We start from the raw sequence: 13254 nt of genomic DNA, 5'->3' as shown, positions 1-13254 counted from the left end.
GAACTGATCAACCCGATCGCGATGGAGGAGCAGGTCCGCTTCGCCATCCGTGAGGGTGGCCGTACCGTCGGCGCCGGCGTCGTCACCAAGATCCTCGCCTAAGTCGCGGAACCGTTTTGCCAAAGGGCGCGAGCGAAAGCTCGCGCCCTTTTTCGTGGGCGGCCGCCCAGGCGCGACGACGCTTCGCTCCTACAATGCGGTGATGCTCCGCCGCGCTCGCCCTTCGACGCTTGGATTCGTGTTCGCCTCCCTGGTCGTGGCGAGCTGCCAGACGCCTGCGCCGCAGCCGGTCGAGTCTGCCGTGATCGCGTTGCCCGATCTGCGCCAGCCGTATCTCGACGCTGCAGATTCGTCGGGTGAGATCTACACGCTCGATCCGGCCGACTCGACGATCCGGCTCTACGTCTTTCGGGGCGGCAAGGCGGCGAAGGCCGGCCACAATCACGTGCTCGGCGTTTCGAACTTCGAGGGTTACGTGCGGCTCGATCCCTCGCAGCCGCGTGACTCGCGATTCGATCTGCGCGTGCCGGTCGATGCGCTGCAAATCGACGATCCTGCCTGGCGTGAGCAGACCGGCGGGAATTTTTCGCCGGCGCGCTCCGAGGCGGACATCGCGGGTACGCGCCGCAACATGCTGGGTCCCAAGGTGCTCGATGCGGTCCAGTTTCCCCACGTCGAACTGCACTCGAGGGCGATCGCGGGCGACTGGCCGGTGCTCGTTGTCGAGGTCGCCGTCACGATCAAGGGCGCAACGCACGTGCAGCCGGTGATGGTGCGTGCGGCGCGGGATGCCCAGGGACTGCGCATTTCAGGGGAGTTCGTGCTGCGCCAGACCGACTTCGGGATGGAGCCTTTCTCGGTGCTCGGCGGCCTGATGGCGGTGCAGGACGAGATCGGTGTCACGTTTGAACTACGGGGTCGCCCAGGGCTCGCCCGCTGATCGCGCCGTAGCCGGGTACGATCGGGGAAACAGGGAGTTTCCAGATGCGCCATGCACTGATCGGGGTTGTCGCCGGGCTGCTGTTGCTGATCACGAATGTCGCGCAGGCCGTCGCGCCGGTACCTCGGCCCACCGGCTATGTGACCGACCTGACGCAGATCCTCGAGCCGGCCGAGGTGGCGAAAACCCAAATCCTGCTCGGCAAGTACGAGGTGACGACGGGTCGCAAGCTCGCCGTGCTGCTGGTGGAGGCCACGCCCGATGAAGAACTCGAGGCCTTTGCCGATCGTGTTCTCTCGGAATGGAGGATGGACAGTGCCGACAAGGGCGGCGCGCTGCTGCTGTGGTCGGCTGAAGGCTACATCCTGATCCGCGCCGCCGGTCCCCTGGCCGAACGTCTCCAGGGCGAGGCGCAGGCGGACATCCTGTCCCGCTGGGTCGTGCCGGCGTTCGGGCGTGGAGAGGCGGGGGTCGGTATCCGCCAGGGTGCCGAGCAGATGATTGCCGTGCTCGACGGGGGCGAAGTGGGGCTCCCGTCCGCTGAAGAGGTGCCCGTGGCCGACGCGCTCGCCGCAGCCGACGCGGCCGTCAAAGCAGCCCAGGAAGCGGCCGCGGCGGCGGCTGCAGCGGCTCAGGGCCTCGATCCGGCTCCCGAGGAACCGGGAGCCGACGTCGATACGCAGATCGCCCTCGAGCCACCGATGGAGATGCCGCCGTGGTTCGAGAAGCTGCCGGAGGATGTGGCGCGCCTCGCGGGCGGCGTCACGCACAGCCTGACGTCAGGCCTGGACACCTGGTTCGGCGAGGCAGGCGAGCAGGCGGGGCAGTTGACGGTGCTGGTCCCGGCGATGCTGCTGCAGATTCGCGGCGAGCAGGTCGAACCGCCGTTCCATCCCGTCAGCGTCGGCGCTGCGTACGCACTTGCCGGGCTGCTGGCGCTGGCCGCCTTGATGCTCTGGGGGCGGGCCTTCACCGGGGCCCTGATCGTCGGTGCCCTGGGCGGCGGGGTCGCCTTGTGGGTGGCGACGGGCTTCACCGCGCTGGCGGGCTGCCTGGTGCTTGCGGGCCTGCTGTCGCCGGTCCTGGTCCCGCTGCTGCGTGCGCTGCTCCGCGGAGCGAACGACTCGGAACGCGAGCCGATGCCGACGACGTTCGCGCATCCCGGACTCGCGGCACAGCCGCGTGTCGCCATGCGGGCGGGCTCGGCTCCCCGCGACCGGCACGTGCCACGTGCGCTCACAGCGACCGTTCACTCCTCATCGCGGCGCGACAGGAAGGCCGAGGAGCTGGTGGATCTGATCAAGGCGGTGATCCAGATCCGGCTGCGCCAGCTCAAGCCGATGCACGGCGTCATGGCGCTGGTGCTGGTCATCATCAGCTTCCCGCTGGCCCTGCTCGCACTGCTCGTTTTGCTGGGAATCCTGGCGTATCGCGATGGAATCGCCTTCCTGCTGGCCGACCTCGGAATCGCCGAGCCGGAACTCCGCGAGCGACTCAAGCAGCATCTGCCGCGTCCAAAAATAGAAGGCGCGTCCGGTCTGTAGAGGCTTGGCTCGGGTACTTGGCGTCCATGCTCGGAAGAATTCGCGTCGCGTGAAAATAGGATCGCCAAATCCATTGCAGGTGCAAAACCCCGCGGCTATACTGCGCGCCCTTTCGAGCTAGCCCCCCGACAAACACCCGCGCTGAAGCCCGTTGTTTCAGTGCATTGATTCCGGTGTTCCGGGGTCGTTCTTTAAGACCTGAGTGAGAGCATGGCCGCGACCAGCCAGTCGATTCGTATTCGACTAAAAGCATTCGATCACCGCCTGATTGATAAATCGGCGCGTGAGATTGTGGAAACTGCGAAACGTACCGGCGCCGTCGTGCGTGGTCCGATTCCGCTGCCGACCCGCAAGGAGCGTTACACGATCCTCGTGTCGCCCCACGCTGATAAAGATGCCCGTGACCAGTACGAAATTCGTACGCACAAGCGTCTGATGCAGATCGTCGACCCCACCGAGAAGACGGTGGATGCCCTCTCCAAGCTGGACCTTCCCGCAGGCGTGGAAGTCCAGATCAAGGTCAATTAAGGACGAGGACGCCTCCATGTCTATTGCCATCATTGGCCGCAAGGCCGGCATGACGCGGGTATTCACCGAAGCTGGTGAGTCCATCCCCGTCACTGTCATCGAATGCACGCCCAACCGCGTGACCCAGGTCAAGACCACCGAAACCGACGGCTATCGCGCCGTGCAGGTGACGGTCGGTGAAGTGAAGGCCTCGCGCGTCAACAAGGCGCAGACGGGTCACTTCAAGAAGGCTGGCGTCGCCGCCGGCCGTGGCCTCTGGGAAATCCGCGTCACCGACGCCGAGTTCGCCGATGCCGCTCCCGGTACCGAGATCAAGGTCGAAGCCTTCAACGACATCAAGCGGGTCGATGTCACGGGCACGTCGATCGGCAAGGGTTTCGCCGGTGTCCAGAAGCGTTGGAATTTTCGCGGCGGTCGCGCTAGCCACGGTAACTCCCTCAGCCACCGCGTTCCGGGATCGATCGGCCAGCGCCAGTCGCCGGGCAAGGTGTGGAAGGGCAAGAAGATGGCCGGCCACATGGGCAGCGAGCAGATCACCGCGCTGAACCTTGATCTGGTCCGCGTCGATTCCGCCAAGAATCTGCTGCTGGTCAAGGGCGCAGTCCCCGGTCATGCCGGTGGCGACGTCGTCGTCCGGCCCACGGTGAAGTAAGAGCAAGCCATGGAAATCCAGGTCCACAACAGCAGCACCAAGGTGTCGGTCAACGACGCCGTGTTCGCTGCCGAATACAACGAACCGCTGATTCACCAGGTGGTCACCGCCTACATGAATGGCGGCCGCGCTGGCACGAAGAAGCAGAAGACGAAGGCAGAAGTTTCCGGCGGCGGCAAGAAGCCCTGGAAGCAGAAGGGTACGGGTCAGGCTCGCGCCGGCTCGATCCGCAGCCCGCTGTGGCGTGGTGGCGGCAAGACGCACGCCGCCGTGCCGCGCGACTTCTCGCAGAAGGTCAACCGCAAGATGTATCGCGGCGCGATCCGTTCGATCGTGTCCGAGCTGGCTCGTGCCGGTCATCTGATGGTCACCGACACGCTTGCTGTCGAGGCCGCCAAGACCAAGACGCTGATCGAGAAGCTCAAGGACTACGGCACGAACGATGTGCTGCTGGTTACCGGCGAAGTCGACCAGAACCTGTATCTCTCCGCGCGCAACCTGCACAAGGTCGGCGTCACGGACGTGAGCGGTCTGGATCCGGTTTCGCTGCTGCGTCACTCGAAGGTCGTCCTCACGACGGACGCCGTCAAGAAACTCGAGGCCTGGCTGTCATGAGCACGCAAGCCCAAATCAAGATCGCAGCCGGACGGCTGCACCGCGTCATCGTCGCCCCCGTGGTGTCCGAGAAGTCCACCCGCGTTGCTGAAAAGCGCAACCAGGCGGTCTTCAAGGTTGCCCGCGACGCCACCAAGCCGGAGATCAAGGCCGCGGTGGAGCAGCTGTTCAAGGTCCAGGTGACCGACGTGAACACGCTGAACATGGCGGGAAAAACCAAGCGCTTCGGCCAGTCCATGGGCCGTCGCTCCGACTGGAAGAAGGCGTACGTCACCCTGGCCGCAGGTCAGGAAATTGACTTCGCCGGCGGCGTGAAGGAGTCGTAAGCCATGCCTTTGGTCCAAATCAAGCCGACCTCTCCGGGTCGCCGCCACCAGGTCAAGGTGCTCACGCCGGGCCTGTGGAAGGGCGAACCGCACTTCCCGTTGCTCGAGAAGAACAACCCAGGCGGCGCGCGCAACAACAACGGTCACATGACCACGCGCCACAAGGGCGGCGGTCACAAGCATCACTATCGTCTGATCGATTTCAAGCGCAACAAGGACGGCATCCCGGGCAAGGTCGAGCGTCTCGAATACGACCCCAACCGCTCCGCCCATATCGCGCTGATCCTGTATCCCGATGGTGAGCGCCGCTACATCATTGCGCCGCGTGGCCTGTCGGTGGGTGACAGCGTGCAGTCCGGTACGGATGCTCCGATCAAGCCGGGCAACGTGCTGCCGCTGCGCAACATCCCGATCGGTTCGACGATCCACTGCATCGAGATGCGCCCCGGCAAGGGTGCGCAGCTTGCCCGCGCCGCTGGCGCCGGCGTGCAGCTGGTGGCCCGCGAAGGCGAGTACGCCACGCTGCGCCTTCGCTCCGGCGAAATGCGCAAGGTGCACGCCGAGTGCCGCGCCGCCGTCGGTGAAGTCAGCAACTTCGAACACAACCTGCGCCAGTACGGCAAGGCCGGTGCGAAGCGCTGGAAGGGCATCCGTCCCACGGTCCGCGGTGTCGTCATGAACCCGGTCGACCACCCGCACGGTGGTGGTGAAGGCAAGTCCGGTCAGGGTAATCCCCACCCGGTCACGCCCTGGGGTCAGCAGACGAAGGGTCTCAAGACCCGTAATAACAAGCGCACGCAGAAGTTCATCGTGCGTTCGCGCCACAAGAAGTAATCGAGCAGAGCCATGCCGCGTTCACTCAAGAAAGGCCCGTTCGTCGATCACCACCTTGCTAAGAAGGTGGCGGACATGTCCGGTAGCCGTATCAAGAAGCCGATCAAGACCTGGTCGCGCCGTTCCATGATCACGCCCGATTTCGTGGGCCTGACCCTGCAGGTCCACAACGGCAAAGCGCACATGCCGGTGTTCGTGACCGAAAACATGGTCGGCCACAAGCTCGGTGAGTTCTCGCCTACGCGTTCCTTCAAGGGACACGGCGGGGACAAGAAGACCGACGCCAAGGGGAAGTAAGCCATGCAGACGCAGGCCGTACTCAAGTTCGTTCGCCTGTCCCCGATGAAGGGACGGCTGCTCGCCGATCTCGTCCGTGGCAAGAAGGTCGACGAGGCGCTGAACATCCTCAAGTTCTCCAACCAGCGCGCCGCCGGCATCCTGAAGAAGGTGCTCGACTCGGCGATCGCGAACGCGGAGAACAACGACGGCGCCGATGTCGACGAGCTCAAGGTGTCCGAGATCCTCGTCGACGAGGGCCCGGTCATGAAGCGCATGCGTCCCCGTGCCAAGGGTCGTGGCGATCGCATCATCAAGCGCACCTCGCACGTCACCGTGCGCGTCAGCGACGGAAAGAAGGGCTAAGCAATGGGTCATAAAGTCAATCCGTACGGCTTCCGCCTCGGCATCACCACTCAGTGGACGTCGAACTGGTACGCCGAGCGTGGCGCGTACTGCGAGAACCTGACGAAGGACATGCAGGTTCGCGCCTACCTGAAGAAGAAGCTCGCCGCCGCGTCGGTGTCGAAGATCCGCATCGAGCGCCCCTCGAAGTCGGCTCGCGTCACGATCCACACAGCGCGCCCGGGCATCGTCATCGGCAAGAAGGGCGAGGACATCGAGAAGCTGAAGAACGATGTCGCCGGCAAGATGGGTCTGAAGCCCGAGAGCGTGCACATCTCGGTCGAAGAAATCCGCAAGCCGGAACTCGACTCGCAGCTGATCGCCGAATCCGTCGCCCAGCAGCTCGAGCGCCGCATCATGTTCCGCCGCGCGATGAAGCGTGCGGTGCAGAATGCGCTTCGCCAGGGCGCCCAGGGCATCAAGATCCAGGTCGGTGGTCGTCTGAACGGTGCGGAAATCGCCCGCGTCGAGTGGTACCGCGAAGGTCGCGTGCCGCTTCACACGCTGCGCGCACACGTGGACTACGCCACGGCCGAGGCCAAGACCACGTACGGCGTCATCGGCGTCAAGGTCTGGGTGTTCAGCGGCGAAGTGTTTGATGACCGCCGCGGCAACAAGAAGGAAGAAGCTGTCGAACAGGCCAACGCCTGATCCGACTGCCCTCCCTCTAGTCGAATTTAATTAGGAGCCAGCTGCCATGATGCAGCCCAAGCGAACGAAGTACCGCAAGCAGCAGAAGGGCCGCAACACCGGCCTCGCCCTGACCGGCAACAAGGTCAGCTTTGGCGAGTTCGGTCTGAAGGCCGTCGAGCGCGGCATGCTGACGGCCCGCCAGATCGAAGCGGCTCGTCGTGTCATCACCCGCTACGTGAAGCGCGGCGGAAAGCTGTGGATCCGCGTGTTCCCGGACGTACCCGTCACCAAGAAGCCTCTCGAAGTCCGCATGGGCTCGGGTAAGGGCAACGTGGAGTACTGGGTCGCCAAGGTGCAGCCGGGCCGCATGCTGTACGAAATGGAAGGCGTGACCGAAGCTGAAGCGCGCGAAGCCTTCCGCCTCGCGGCCGCCAAACTCAGTGTCAAGAGCGCGTTTATCCAGCGGACGATCCTCTGATGAAGACCACCGACTACGTGAAGTCGCTGCGTTCGAAGGACGCAGCCGGACTGAAGGCCGAACTCACCGCGCTGCGCCAGGAGCAGTTCAATCTGCGCATGCAGGCGTCGATGGGCCAGATGAACCAGTCGCACCTGACGCGCGACGCTCGCAAGAAGGTTGCGCGCGTGCAGACGTTGCTGAACCAGAAGAGCAAGTGAGATGACCGAAGCCACGGCCCCCAAGACCGAGCGCCGCATTGTCGGCCGCGTCGTGTCGAACAAAATGAACAAGACCATCACGGTCCTGGTCGAGCGCAGCGTGAAGCACCCGCTTTACGGAAAGATTCTGCGCCGCTCGACCAAGCTGCACGCGCACGACGAGAACCAGACCGCCAAGGAAGGCGACCTGGTTGCGATCGTCGAGACGCGTCCGATTTCGGCCACCAAGCACTTCAAGCTGGTCGAAGTGCTGTCCAACCACGCCTGAGCGAGAGGAGAATCCCATGCTGCAACAGGAATCCTTCCTCGTCGTCGCTGACAACAGTGGCGCCAAGCTCGTCCAGGTGATCCAGGTCAAGGGTGCGACGTATCGCCGTTATGCGAACGTCGGCGACCTGATCAAGGTCACGGTCAAGGACGCCATCCCCCGCGGCAAGGTCAAGAAGGGCGAAGTGCACGACGCGGTCGTCGTCCGCACGCGCCATCCGATCCGCCGTCCGGACGGCTCCGCCATCCGTTTCGATACCAATGCTGCTGTGCTTCTGAGCAGCAAGCTGGAGCCTATCGGCACCCGCATCTTCGGGCCCGTCACGCGCGAACTGCGCGACCGGTTCATGAAGATCGTGTCGTTGGCGCCGGAAGTGATCTGAGGTTTATCCAGACATGAGCAAGATCAAGAAGGGCGACGACGTCGTCGTCATCACCGGCCGCGACAAGGGCCGCCGCGGCAAGGTTTCGCAGGTTCGTGCCGACGGCAAGCTGCTGGTCGAAGGCATCAACATCGTCAAGAAGCATCAGAAGGGCAATCCCAATGGGGGTGTCGCTGGTGGCATCGTCGAGAAGGAGATGCCGATCCAGATCTCCAACGTGATGCTCTGGAACTCCAAGACGTCGAAAGGCGATCGGGTGGGTTTCCGGTTCGAAGGCGAAGGCGACAAGAAGGTGAAGGTGCGTTTCTTCAAGTCCAACTCTGAACGAGTGGACCTCTAAGCGAGCAACACGATGGCGACCCTCCAGACAGAATTCCGCGACAAGATTGCTGCCGACCTTCAGAAGAAGCTCGGTTGCAACGCGATGGCCGTGCCGCGCTTGAAGAAGATCACGCTCAACATGGGCGTGGGTGAAGCAACGGCTGACAAGAAGGTCATCGAGCATGCGGTGGCCGACATGACCGCGATCGCCGGCCAGAAGCCGGTGGTGACCAAGACGCGTATTTCGATCGCCACCTTCAAGGTGCGCGAGAACTACCCGGTCGGCGTGAAGGTCACGCTGCGCCGCGAGCGCATGTACGAGTTCCTTGAGCGCCTGATCGCTGTGGCGCTGCCGCGTATCCGCGACTTCCGCGGCATCAGCGCGCGCGGCTTCGACGGCCAGGGCAACTTCAACTTCGGTATCACCGAGCAGATCATCTTCCCGGAAATCGAATACGAGAAGATCGATGCGCTGCGCGGCATGAACATCACCTTCACCACCTCGGCGAAGACGGACGAAGAAGGTCGGGCCCTGCTCGACGCCTTCAGCTTCCCCTTCCGCAAGTAAGGCACAGCCATGGCAAAGCGCAACATGATCGAGCGCGAGAAGCGCCGAACCGCTCAGGTCAACAAGGACGAGAAGAAGCGCGAGAAGCTGCGCGTGATTCTCAAGGACCCGAATGCGTCCTACGAGGACAAGCAGACGGCGTCCGTGAGCCTGCAGAAGCTGCCTCGCGATGGCAGTTACACGCGCCAGCGCAACCGCTGCGCGATCACCGGCCGCACCCGCGGCGTGTACCGGAAGTTCGGCCTCGCGCGTCACAAGCTGCGTGAAGCAGCGATGCGCGGCGAAGTGCCGGGCCTCAAGAAAGCAAGCTGGTAATCACCATGTCGATGACCGATCCCATCGCCGATTTCCTGACCCGCATCCGCAACGGTCAGTCGGCGCGCAAGAAGTCCATCAAGAGCCCGTCGTCCAAGGCCAAGGAAGCCATTGCCAGCGTCCTCCAGGACGAGGGCTACATCCTGGGCTACGACGTTGCCGCTGAAGGCAACAAGAAGACGATCACCGTCGCGCTCAAGTATTTCGAGGGCAAGCCGGTCATCGAGAGGATCGACCGCATCAGCACTCCTTCGCTGCGCGTGTACAAGGGCAAGGATGAACTGCCCAAGGTGCTCGGCGGCCTGGGTGTGGCGATCGTGTCGACCGCCAGCGGCATGGTGAGCGACCGCAAAGCGCGCGCCACCGGCCAGGGCGGCGAAGTGGTCTGCATCGTTTCTTAAGGAATTCGAGACATGTCCCGCGTAGCGAAAATGCCGGTGAATATCCCGGCCGGCGTACAGATCACCAGTGCCAACGGCACGGTGACCGTCAAGGGCGCCAAGACGTCGCTGAACTTCACGCTGCCCGAGTCCGTGGCCGTTGAGATCAAGGGCGAGAGCCTGAGCGTCACCGAAGCTTCGGTGAAGGCCGATGCCATGCAGTCCGGCACGGTGCGCGCACTGATCAACAACATGGTCGTCGGTGTCACCACCGGCTACCAGCGGAAGCTGAACCTGGTGGGCGTCGGTTATCGCGCCGCCTCGCAGGGCAAGAAGGTCAATCTTGCACTCGGCTTCTCGCACCCCATTGAGTACCCGATCCCGGAAGGCATCACGGTGGAAACGCCGACGCAGACCGAGATCATCATCAAGGGCGCCGACAAGAAAATGGTCGGCCAGGTTGCTGCGGATATCCGCGGCTTCCGACCGCCTGAGCCGTACAAGGGCAAGGGCGTGCGTTATTCCGACGAGCGCGTCGAGCTCAAGGAAGCGAAGAAAAAGTAAGTCGCGTCGCGTCGCCCCTGCGCACGAACGCACGGCAGGGAACGCAACATCCGTAACGATTCAAAGGACATCGCGGTATGAAAGACAAGAGAGCCTCCCGCCTGCGTCGCGCCAAGCGCACGCGCATGCACATCCGCACCCTCGGCGCCAACCGCCTGACCGTGTACCGCACTCCGCAGCACATCTATGCGCAGATCATCGCGCCGGATGCGTCGCACACGCTGGTCGCGGCTTCGACGGTAGAGAAGGAAGTGGCGGACGGTCTGAAGGCGACGGGCAACGTGGAGGCCGCCAAGAAGGTGGGTGCCGCGATTGCCGAGCGCGCCAAGGCTGCTGGCATCACGAAGGTCGCTTTCGACCGTTCCGGTTTCAAGTATCACGGTCGCGTTCAAGCGCTGGCCGATGCCGCGCGCGAAGCCGGCCTGGAGTTCTAAGAAATGGCGAACCAAACGCACCAGTACGAAGATTCGCAGTCCGGCTCCGACCTCAAGGAAAAGCTGGTCACGGTCAACCGCGTCAGCAAGACGGTCAAGGGCGGTAAGCAGTTCGCCTTCACCGCCCTGACGGTGGTCGGCGATGGCACCGGCAAGGTCGGCTTCGGTTATGGCAAGGCGCGCGAAGTGCCTCAGGCCATCTCCAAGGCGATGGAGCAGGCTCGCAAGAACATGATCAGCGTGCCGCTCCACGGCCTGACGTTGCAGCACGAGATCTGGGGCCAGCATGGCGCCACGCGTGTATTCATGCGTCCGGCTTCCGACGGTACCGGTGTCATCGCCGGTGGCGCGATGCGCGCGGTGTTCGAAGTGGCCGGTGTGCAGAACGTGCTCGCCAAGTCCTTCGGATCGCGCAACCCGATCAACATGGTTCGCGCCACGCTCGATGCGCTCAAGAAGATGAACCAGCCTTCCGAGATTGCTGCCAAGCGCGGCAAGACGCTCGAAGAAATCCTCGCCTAAGGCACTCGCCATGACGACGAAGAAAATCAAGGTCACGCTGACGAAGAGCACCTTCGGTCGGCTGCAGAAGCACAAGGACACGGTCCGCGGCCTCGGCCTGGGCCGGATCAGCTCGACGTCCACGCTGGTCGCCACGCCGGAAGTCATGGGCATGGTCAACAAGATCAGCTACATGCTGAAGGTGGAAGAAGTCTCATGAGCATGAAACTCAACGAAATCAAGCCGGCAGCCGGCGCCAAGACCGAGCGCGTCCGCGTCGGCCGCGGCATCGGTTCGGGTATGGGTAAGACCGCGGGTCGCGGTCATAAGGGTCAGCGCGCTCGCAAGGGCGGCCGCGGCAAGAAGGGCTTCGAAGGCGGCCAGATGCCGATCCAACGTCGTCTGCCCAAGCGCGGCTTCAACTCGCCGCTGCTCGGTCTGACCGCGCAGGTCCGTCTGTCCGATCTGCAGAAGGTCAAGGCGACCGGCGAGATCGACATTGCCGTGCTGAAGGCCGAAGGCTTCGTCCCGGCCGGCGCCGACATCGTCAAGGTCATCAAGACCGGCGAGCTGAGCAAGAAGCTGAGCCTGAAGGGTCTCAAGCTGACGGCGGGCGCGCGTGAAGCCGTGACCGCCGCTGGCGGTTCGATCGCCGAGTAATCAGCCGCATCCCGATGGCCAAGGCCCCCAACACCGGAATGGTGCCGGATCTCTCCAAGATTGGAGAGGTTCGCGGCCGCCTGTTCTTCCTGCTCGGTGCCATCGTCGTATTCCGCATCGGCAGCTACATCCCGGTGCCGGGCATCGATCCGGTGCAGCTCGCGGCACTGTTCGACCAGACCCGCGGCTCGATCCTGGACATGTTCAACATGTTCTCGGGCGGTGCCCTGTCGCGACTGTCGATCATGGCGCTGGGCGTCATGCCCTACATCTCGGCTTCAATCATCGTGCAGCTGATGGCTTCGGTGATTCCTCAGCTCAAGGAGCTGAAGAAGGAAGGCGAGGCAGGTCGTCGCACGATCACCAAGTACACGCGCTACGGCACGTTGGGTCTGGCGATCTTCCAGGCCATCGGCGCCGCCACCGCCCTGCAGAAGAGCGGCGTGGCCATCGCGCCTGGTATGGGCTTCGTGTTCACGGCGACGGTGTCGCTGGTGACCGGCACCATGTTCCTGATGTGGCTCGGCGAGCAGATCACCGAGCGCGGCATCGGCAACGGCATGTCGATGATCATCTTTGCCGGCATCGTCGCGGGTCTGCCTTCGGCCATCGGCTCGACGGCGCAGCTCGTCAGCGAAGGTTCGCTCAACCCGGCGGTGGTCGTGCTGCTCGCGTTGCTGACGGCGGGTGTGACCTATGCGGTCGTCTATGTCGAACGTGCGCAGCGACGCATCCCGGTGCACCATGCGCGGCGTCAGCAGGGCCGCAAGCTCTTCGCCGCTCAGACCCAGCACCTGCCGCTGAAGCTGAACATGTCGGGCGTTATTCCGCCGATCTTCGCGTCGTCGATCATCCTGTTCCCGGCCACGCTGGCGCAGCTCTTCGGCGGCGACCAGGGTGGCGGCTTCATGGCACAGCTGTCGAACGCGCTGTCGCCCGGCCAGGCGTTGCACGGCTTCCTGTACGCCGGCATGATCGTCTTCTTCTGCTTCTTCTACACGGCATTGGTGTTCGACTCACGCGAGACCGCCGAGAACCTGAAGAAGTCGGGCGCATTCATCCCGGGTGTCCGTCCGGGTGCGATGACGGCCAAGTACATCGACCAGGTGCTGACGCGCCTGACCGTGGCCGGCGCGGCATATATCACCATCATCTGCCTGATGCCGGAGTTCATGATCGCGTACGCGGCTGTGCCCTTCGCCTTCGGCGGTACGTCTCTGCTGATCACCGTGGTCGTGATCATGGACTTCATGGCGCAGCTGCAGGCGCATCTGATGTCACACCAGTACGATGGCCTGCTGAAGAAGGCCAATCTGAAGGGTCTGGGCGGTCCGGGCGACGGCGGTGGCAAGCCGGGTGGTTCGGGTCTGAAAGCGCTGGGTTCCAACAAGGCCACGACCCGTTAAGGGTCTCGTCCAAAAGTTTGCCGT

At 63.6% G+C, this 13254-nt stretch carries 25 protein-coding genes; all 25 read left to right on the top strand.

All coding sequences use genetic code 11. The features are described from left to right. The coding region (locus DFR24_RS25350) for an EF-Tu C-terminal domain-related protein (RefSeq protein WP_211346617.1) at positions 1-102 on the top strand (102 nt) is incomplete at its 5' end. 136 nt (positions 103-238) lie between these two features. Then, the gene (locus DFR24_RS12240) at positions 239-940 is read left to right on the top strand and encodes a YceI family protein (RefSeq protein ID WP_162851182.1); all 702 of its coding nucleotides are present in this window, start codon (positions 239-241) and stop codon (positions 938-940) included. A 44-nt stretch (positions 941-984) separates the two neighbouring features. Then, positions 985-2484: a TPM domain-containing protein gene (locus tag DFR24_RS12235; RefSeq protein ID WP_133881706.1), complete on the top strand. Its 1500-nt coding sequence runs from the start codon at positions 985-987 to the stop codon at positions 2482-2484. Between the two features lie 210 nt (positions 2485-2694). After that, the gene (rpsJ, locus tag DFR24_RS12230; protein ID WP_133881705.1) at positions 2695-3012 is read left to right on the top strand and encodes a 30S ribosomal protein S10; all 318 of its coding nucleotides are present in this window, start codon (positions 2695-2697) and stop codon (positions 3010-3012) included. A gap of 16 nt (positions 3013-3028) precedes the next feature. Next, the gene (gene rplC / locus DFR24_RS12225; RefSeq protein ID WP_133881704.1) at positions 3029-3664 is read left to right on the top strand and encodes a 50S ribosomal protein L3; all 636 of its coding nucleotides are present in this window, start codon (positions 3029-3031) and stop codon (positions 3662-3664) included. Positions 3665-3673: 9 nt separating this feature from the next. Beyond that, positions 3674-4279, top strand: coding sequence for a 50S ribosomal protein L4 (gene rplD, locus DFR24_RS12220; RefSeq protein ID WP_133881703.1), 606 nt, complete (start codon positions 3674-3676; stop codon positions 4277-4279). Further along, positions 4276-4605: a 50S ribosomal protein L23 gene (gene rplW / locus DFR24_RS12215; protein WP_133881702.1), complete on the top strand. Its 330-nt coding sequence runs from the start codon at positions 4276-4278 to the stop codon at positions 4603-4605. The genes rplD and rplW overlap by 4 nt, the downstream gene beginning before the upstream one ends. Before the next feature lie 3 nt (positions 4606-4608). Beyond that, a complete protein-coding gene (gene rplB / locus DFR24_RS12210; protein ID WP_133881701.1) occupies positions 4609-5439 on the top strand; it encodes a 50S ribosomal protein L2 in 831 nt (276 codons plus the stop codon). Positions 5440-5451: 12 nt separating this feature from the next. Continuing rightward, positions 5452-5736: a 30S ribosomal protein S19 gene (gene rpsS / locus DFR24_RS12205; RefSeq protein ID WP_133881700.1), complete on the top strand. Its 285-nt coding sequence runs from the start codon at positions 5452-5454 to the stop codon at positions 5734-5736. 3 nt (positions 5737-5739) lie between these two features. Continuing rightward, the gene (rplV, locus tag DFR24_RS12200; RefSeq protein WP_133881699.1) at positions 5740-6081 is read left to right on the top strand and encodes a 50S ribosomal protein L22; all 342 of its coding nucleotides are present in this window, start codon (positions 5740-5742) and stop codon (positions 6079-6081) included. 3 nt (positions 6082-6084) lie between these two features. Continuing rightward, positions 6085-6771: a 30S ribosomal protein S3 gene (rpsC, locus tag DFR24_RS12195; protein ID WP_133881698.1), complete on the top strand. Its 687-nt coding sequence runs from the start codon at positions 6085-6087 to the stop codon at positions 6769-6771. A gap of 46 nt (positions 6772-6817) precedes the next feature. Next, positions 6818-7231 (top strand): 50S ribosomal protein L16, encoded by a 414-nt coding sequence (gene rplP / locus DFR24_RS12190; RefSeq protein WP_133881697.1) that lies wholly within the window; start codon positions 6818-6820, stop codon positions 7229-7231. Next, entirely contained in the window at positions 7231-7431 is a 201-nt protein-coding gene (gene rpmC, locus DFR24_RS12185) for a 50S ribosomal protein L29 (protein WP_133881696.1), read from the top strand. The genes rplP and rpmC overlap by 1 nt, the downstream gene beginning before the upstream one ends. A gap of 1 nt (position 7432) precedes the next feature. Further along, positions 7433-7699, top strand: coding sequence for a 30S ribosomal protein S17 (rpsQ, locus tag DFR24_RS12180; protein WP_133881695.1), 267 nt, complete (start codon positions 7433-7435; stop codon positions 7697-7699). Between the two features lie 16 nt (positions 7700-7715). Beyond that, a complete protein-coding gene (rplN, locus tag DFR24_RS12175; protein WP_133881694.1) occupies positions 7716-8081 on the top strand; it encodes a 50S ribosomal protein L14 in 366 nt (121 codons plus the stop codon). 13 nt (positions 8082-8094) lie between these two features. After that, on the top strand, positions 8095-8421 hold the full coding sequence (gene rplX, locus DFR24_RS12170) for a 50S ribosomal protein L24 (protein ID WP_133881693.1): 327 nt from the start codon (positions 8095-8097) through the stop codon (positions 8419-8421). Positions 8422-8433: 12 nt separating this feature from the next. Next, entirely contained in the window at positions 8434-8970 is a 537-nt protein-coding gene (gene rplE / locus DFR24_RS12165) for a 50S ribosomal protein L5 (protein WP_133881692.1), read from the top strand. Positions 8971-8979: 9 nt separating this feature from the next. Beyond that, the gene (gene rpsN / locus DFR24_RS12160; RefSeq protein ID WP_133881691.1) at positions 8980-9285 is read left to right on the top strand and encodes a 30S ribosomal protein S14; all 306 of its coding nucleotides are present in this window, start codon (positions 8980-8982) and stop codon (positions 9283-9285) included. A gap of 5 nt (positions 9286-9290) precedes the next feature. Continuing rightward, positions 9291-9686 (top strand): 30S ribosomal protein S8, encoded by a 396-nt coding sequence (gene rpsH / locus DFR24_RS12155; protein WP_133881690.1) that lies wholly within the window; start codon positions 9291-9293, stop codon positions 9684-9686. A 12-nt stretch (positions 9687-9698) separates the two neighbouring features. Continuing rightward, a complete protein-coding gene (rplF, locus tag DFR24_RS12150) occupies positions 9699-10229 on the top strand; it encodes a 50S ribosomal protein L6 (RefSeq protein WP_133881689.1) in 531 nt (176 codons plus the stop codon). 77 nt (positions 10230-10306) lie between these two features. Then, entirely contained in the window at positions 10307-10663 is a 357-nt protein-coding gene (rplR, locus tag DFR24_RS12145; RefSeq protein WP_133881688.1) for a 50S ribosomal protein L18, read from the top strand. A gap of 3 nt (positions 10664-10666) precedes the next feature. Continuing rightward, on the top strand, positions 10667-11185 hold the full coding sequence (gene rpsE / locus DFR24_RS12140) for a 30S ribosomal protein S5 (RefSeq protein ID WP_133881687.1): 519 nt from the start codon (positions 10667-10669) through the stop codon (positions 11183-11185). A 10-nt stretch (positions 11186-11195) separates the two neighbouring features. After that, positions 11196-11384: a 50S ribosomal protein L30 gene (rpmD, locus tag DFR24_RS12135; protein WP_210772418.1), complete on the top strand. Its 189-nt coding sequence runs from the start codon at positions 11196-11198 to the stop codon at positions 11382-11384. Between the two features lie 2 nt (positions 11385-11386). After that, positions 11387-11824, top strand: coding sequence for a 50S ribosomal protein L15 (gene rplO, locus DFR24_RS12130; protein WP_133881685.1), 438 nt, complete (start codon positions 11387-11389; stop codon positions 11822-11824). Positions 11825-11838: 14 nt separating this feature from the next. Continuing rightward, a complete protein-coding gene (gene secY, locus DFR24_RS12125; protein WP_133881684.1) occupies positions 11839-13230 on the top strand; it encodes a preprotein translocase subunit SecY in 1392 nt (463 codons plus the stop codon). Positions 13231-13254: the final 24 nt, after the last annotated feature.

The organism is Panacagrimonas perspica (assembly GCF_004364935.1).
Taxonomy (GTDB): domain Bacteria; phylum Pseudomonadota; class Gammaproteobacteria; order Nevskiales; family Nevskiaceae; genus Panacagrimonas; species Panacagrimonas perspica.
The sequence above is the reverse complement of the archived record's forward strand: the minus strand, read 5'-3'. Positions and strand labels throughout refer to the sequence as shown.

Bases quoted from the DNA above. Each gene is read 5' to 3' on its own strand.
- rplP (WP_133881697.1), top strand. From the start codon at position 6,818: ATGATGCAGCCCAAGCGAACGAAGTACCGCAAGCAGCAGAAGGGCCGC.
- rplF (WP_133881689.1), top strand. From the start codon at position 9,699: ATGTCCCGCGTAGCGAAAATGCCGGTGAATATCCCGGCCGGCGTACAG.
- rplE (WP_133881692.1), top strand. From the start codon at position 8,434: ATGGCGACCCTCCAGACAGAATTCCGCGACAAGATTGCTGCCGACCTT.
- rplO (WP_133881685.1), top strand. From the start codon at position 11,387: ATGAAACTCAACGAAATCAAGCCGGCAGCCGGCGCCAAGACCGAGCGC.
- rpsN (WP_133881691.1), top strand. From the start codon at position 8,980: ATGGCAAAGCGCAACATGATCGAGCGCGAGAAGCGCCGAACCGCTCAG.
- rpsQ (WP_133881695.1), top strand. From the start codon at position 7,433: ATGACCGAAGCCACGGCCCCCAAGACCGAGCGCCGCATTGTCGGCCGC.
- rpmD (WP_210772418.1), top strand. From the start codon at position 11,196: ATGACGACGAAGAAAATCAAGGTCACGCTGACGAAGAGCACCTTCGGT.
- DFR24_RS12235 (WP_133881706.1), top strand. From the start codon at position 985: ATGCGCCATGCACTGATCGGGGTTGTCGCCGGGCTGCTGTTGCTGATC.
- rpsH (WP_133881690.1), top strand. From the start codon at position 9,291: ATGTCGATGACCGATCCCATCGCCGATTTCCTGACCCGCATCCGCAAC.
- rplW (WP_133881702.1), top strand. From the start codon at position 4,276: ATGAGCACGCAAGCCCAAATCAAGATCGCAGCCGGACGGCTGCACCGC.
- rplV (WP_133881699.1), top strand. From the start codon at position 5,740: ATGCAGACGCAGGCCGTACTCAAGTTCGTTCGCCTGTCCCCGATGAAG.
- rpsS (WP_133881700.1), top strand. From the start codon at position 5,452: ATGCCGCGTTCACTCAAGAAAGGCCCGTTCGTCGATCACCACCTTGCT.
- rpsJ (WP_133881705.1), top strand. From the start codon at position 2,695: ATGGCCGCGACCAGCCAGTCGATTCGTATTCGACTAAAAGCATTCGAT.
- rplN (WP_133881694.1), top strand. From the start codon at position 7,716: ATGCTGCAACAGGAATCCTTCCTCGTCGTCGCTGACAACAGTGGCGCC.
- rplX (WP_133881693.1), top strand. From the start codon at position 8,095: ATGAGCAAGATCAAGAAGGGCGACGACGTCGTCGTCATCACCGGCCGC.
- rpmC (WP_133881696.1), top strand. From the start codon at position 7,231: ATGAAGACCACCGACTACGTGAAGTCGCTGCGTTCGAAGGACGCAGCC.
- rplB (WP_133881701.1), top strand. From the start codon at position 4,609: ATGCCTTTGGTCCAAATCAAGCCGACCTCTCCGGGTCGCCGCCACCAG.
- secY (WP_133881684.1), top strand. From the start codon at position 11,839: ATGGCCAAGGCCCCCAACACCGGAATGGTGCCGGATCTCTCCAAGATT.
- rpsE (WP_133881687.1), top strand. From the start codon at position 10,667: ATGGCGAACCAAACGCACCAGTACGAAGATTCGCAGTCCGGCTCCGAC.
- rplC (WP_133881704.1), top strand. From the start codon at position 3,029: ATGTCTATTGCCATCATTGGCCGCAAGGCCGGCATGACGCGGGTATTC.
- rplR (WP_133881688.1), top strand. From the start codon at position 10,307: ATGAAAGACAAGAGAGCCTCCCGCCTGCGTCGCGCCAAGCGCACGCGC.
- rpsC (WP_133881698.1), top strand. From the start codon at position 6,085: ATGGGTCATAAAGTCAATCCGTACGGCTTCCGCCTCGGCATCACCACT.
- rplD (WP_133881703.1), top strand. From the start codon at position 3,674: ATGGAAATCCAGGTCCACAACAGCAGCACCAAGGTGTCGGTCAACGAC.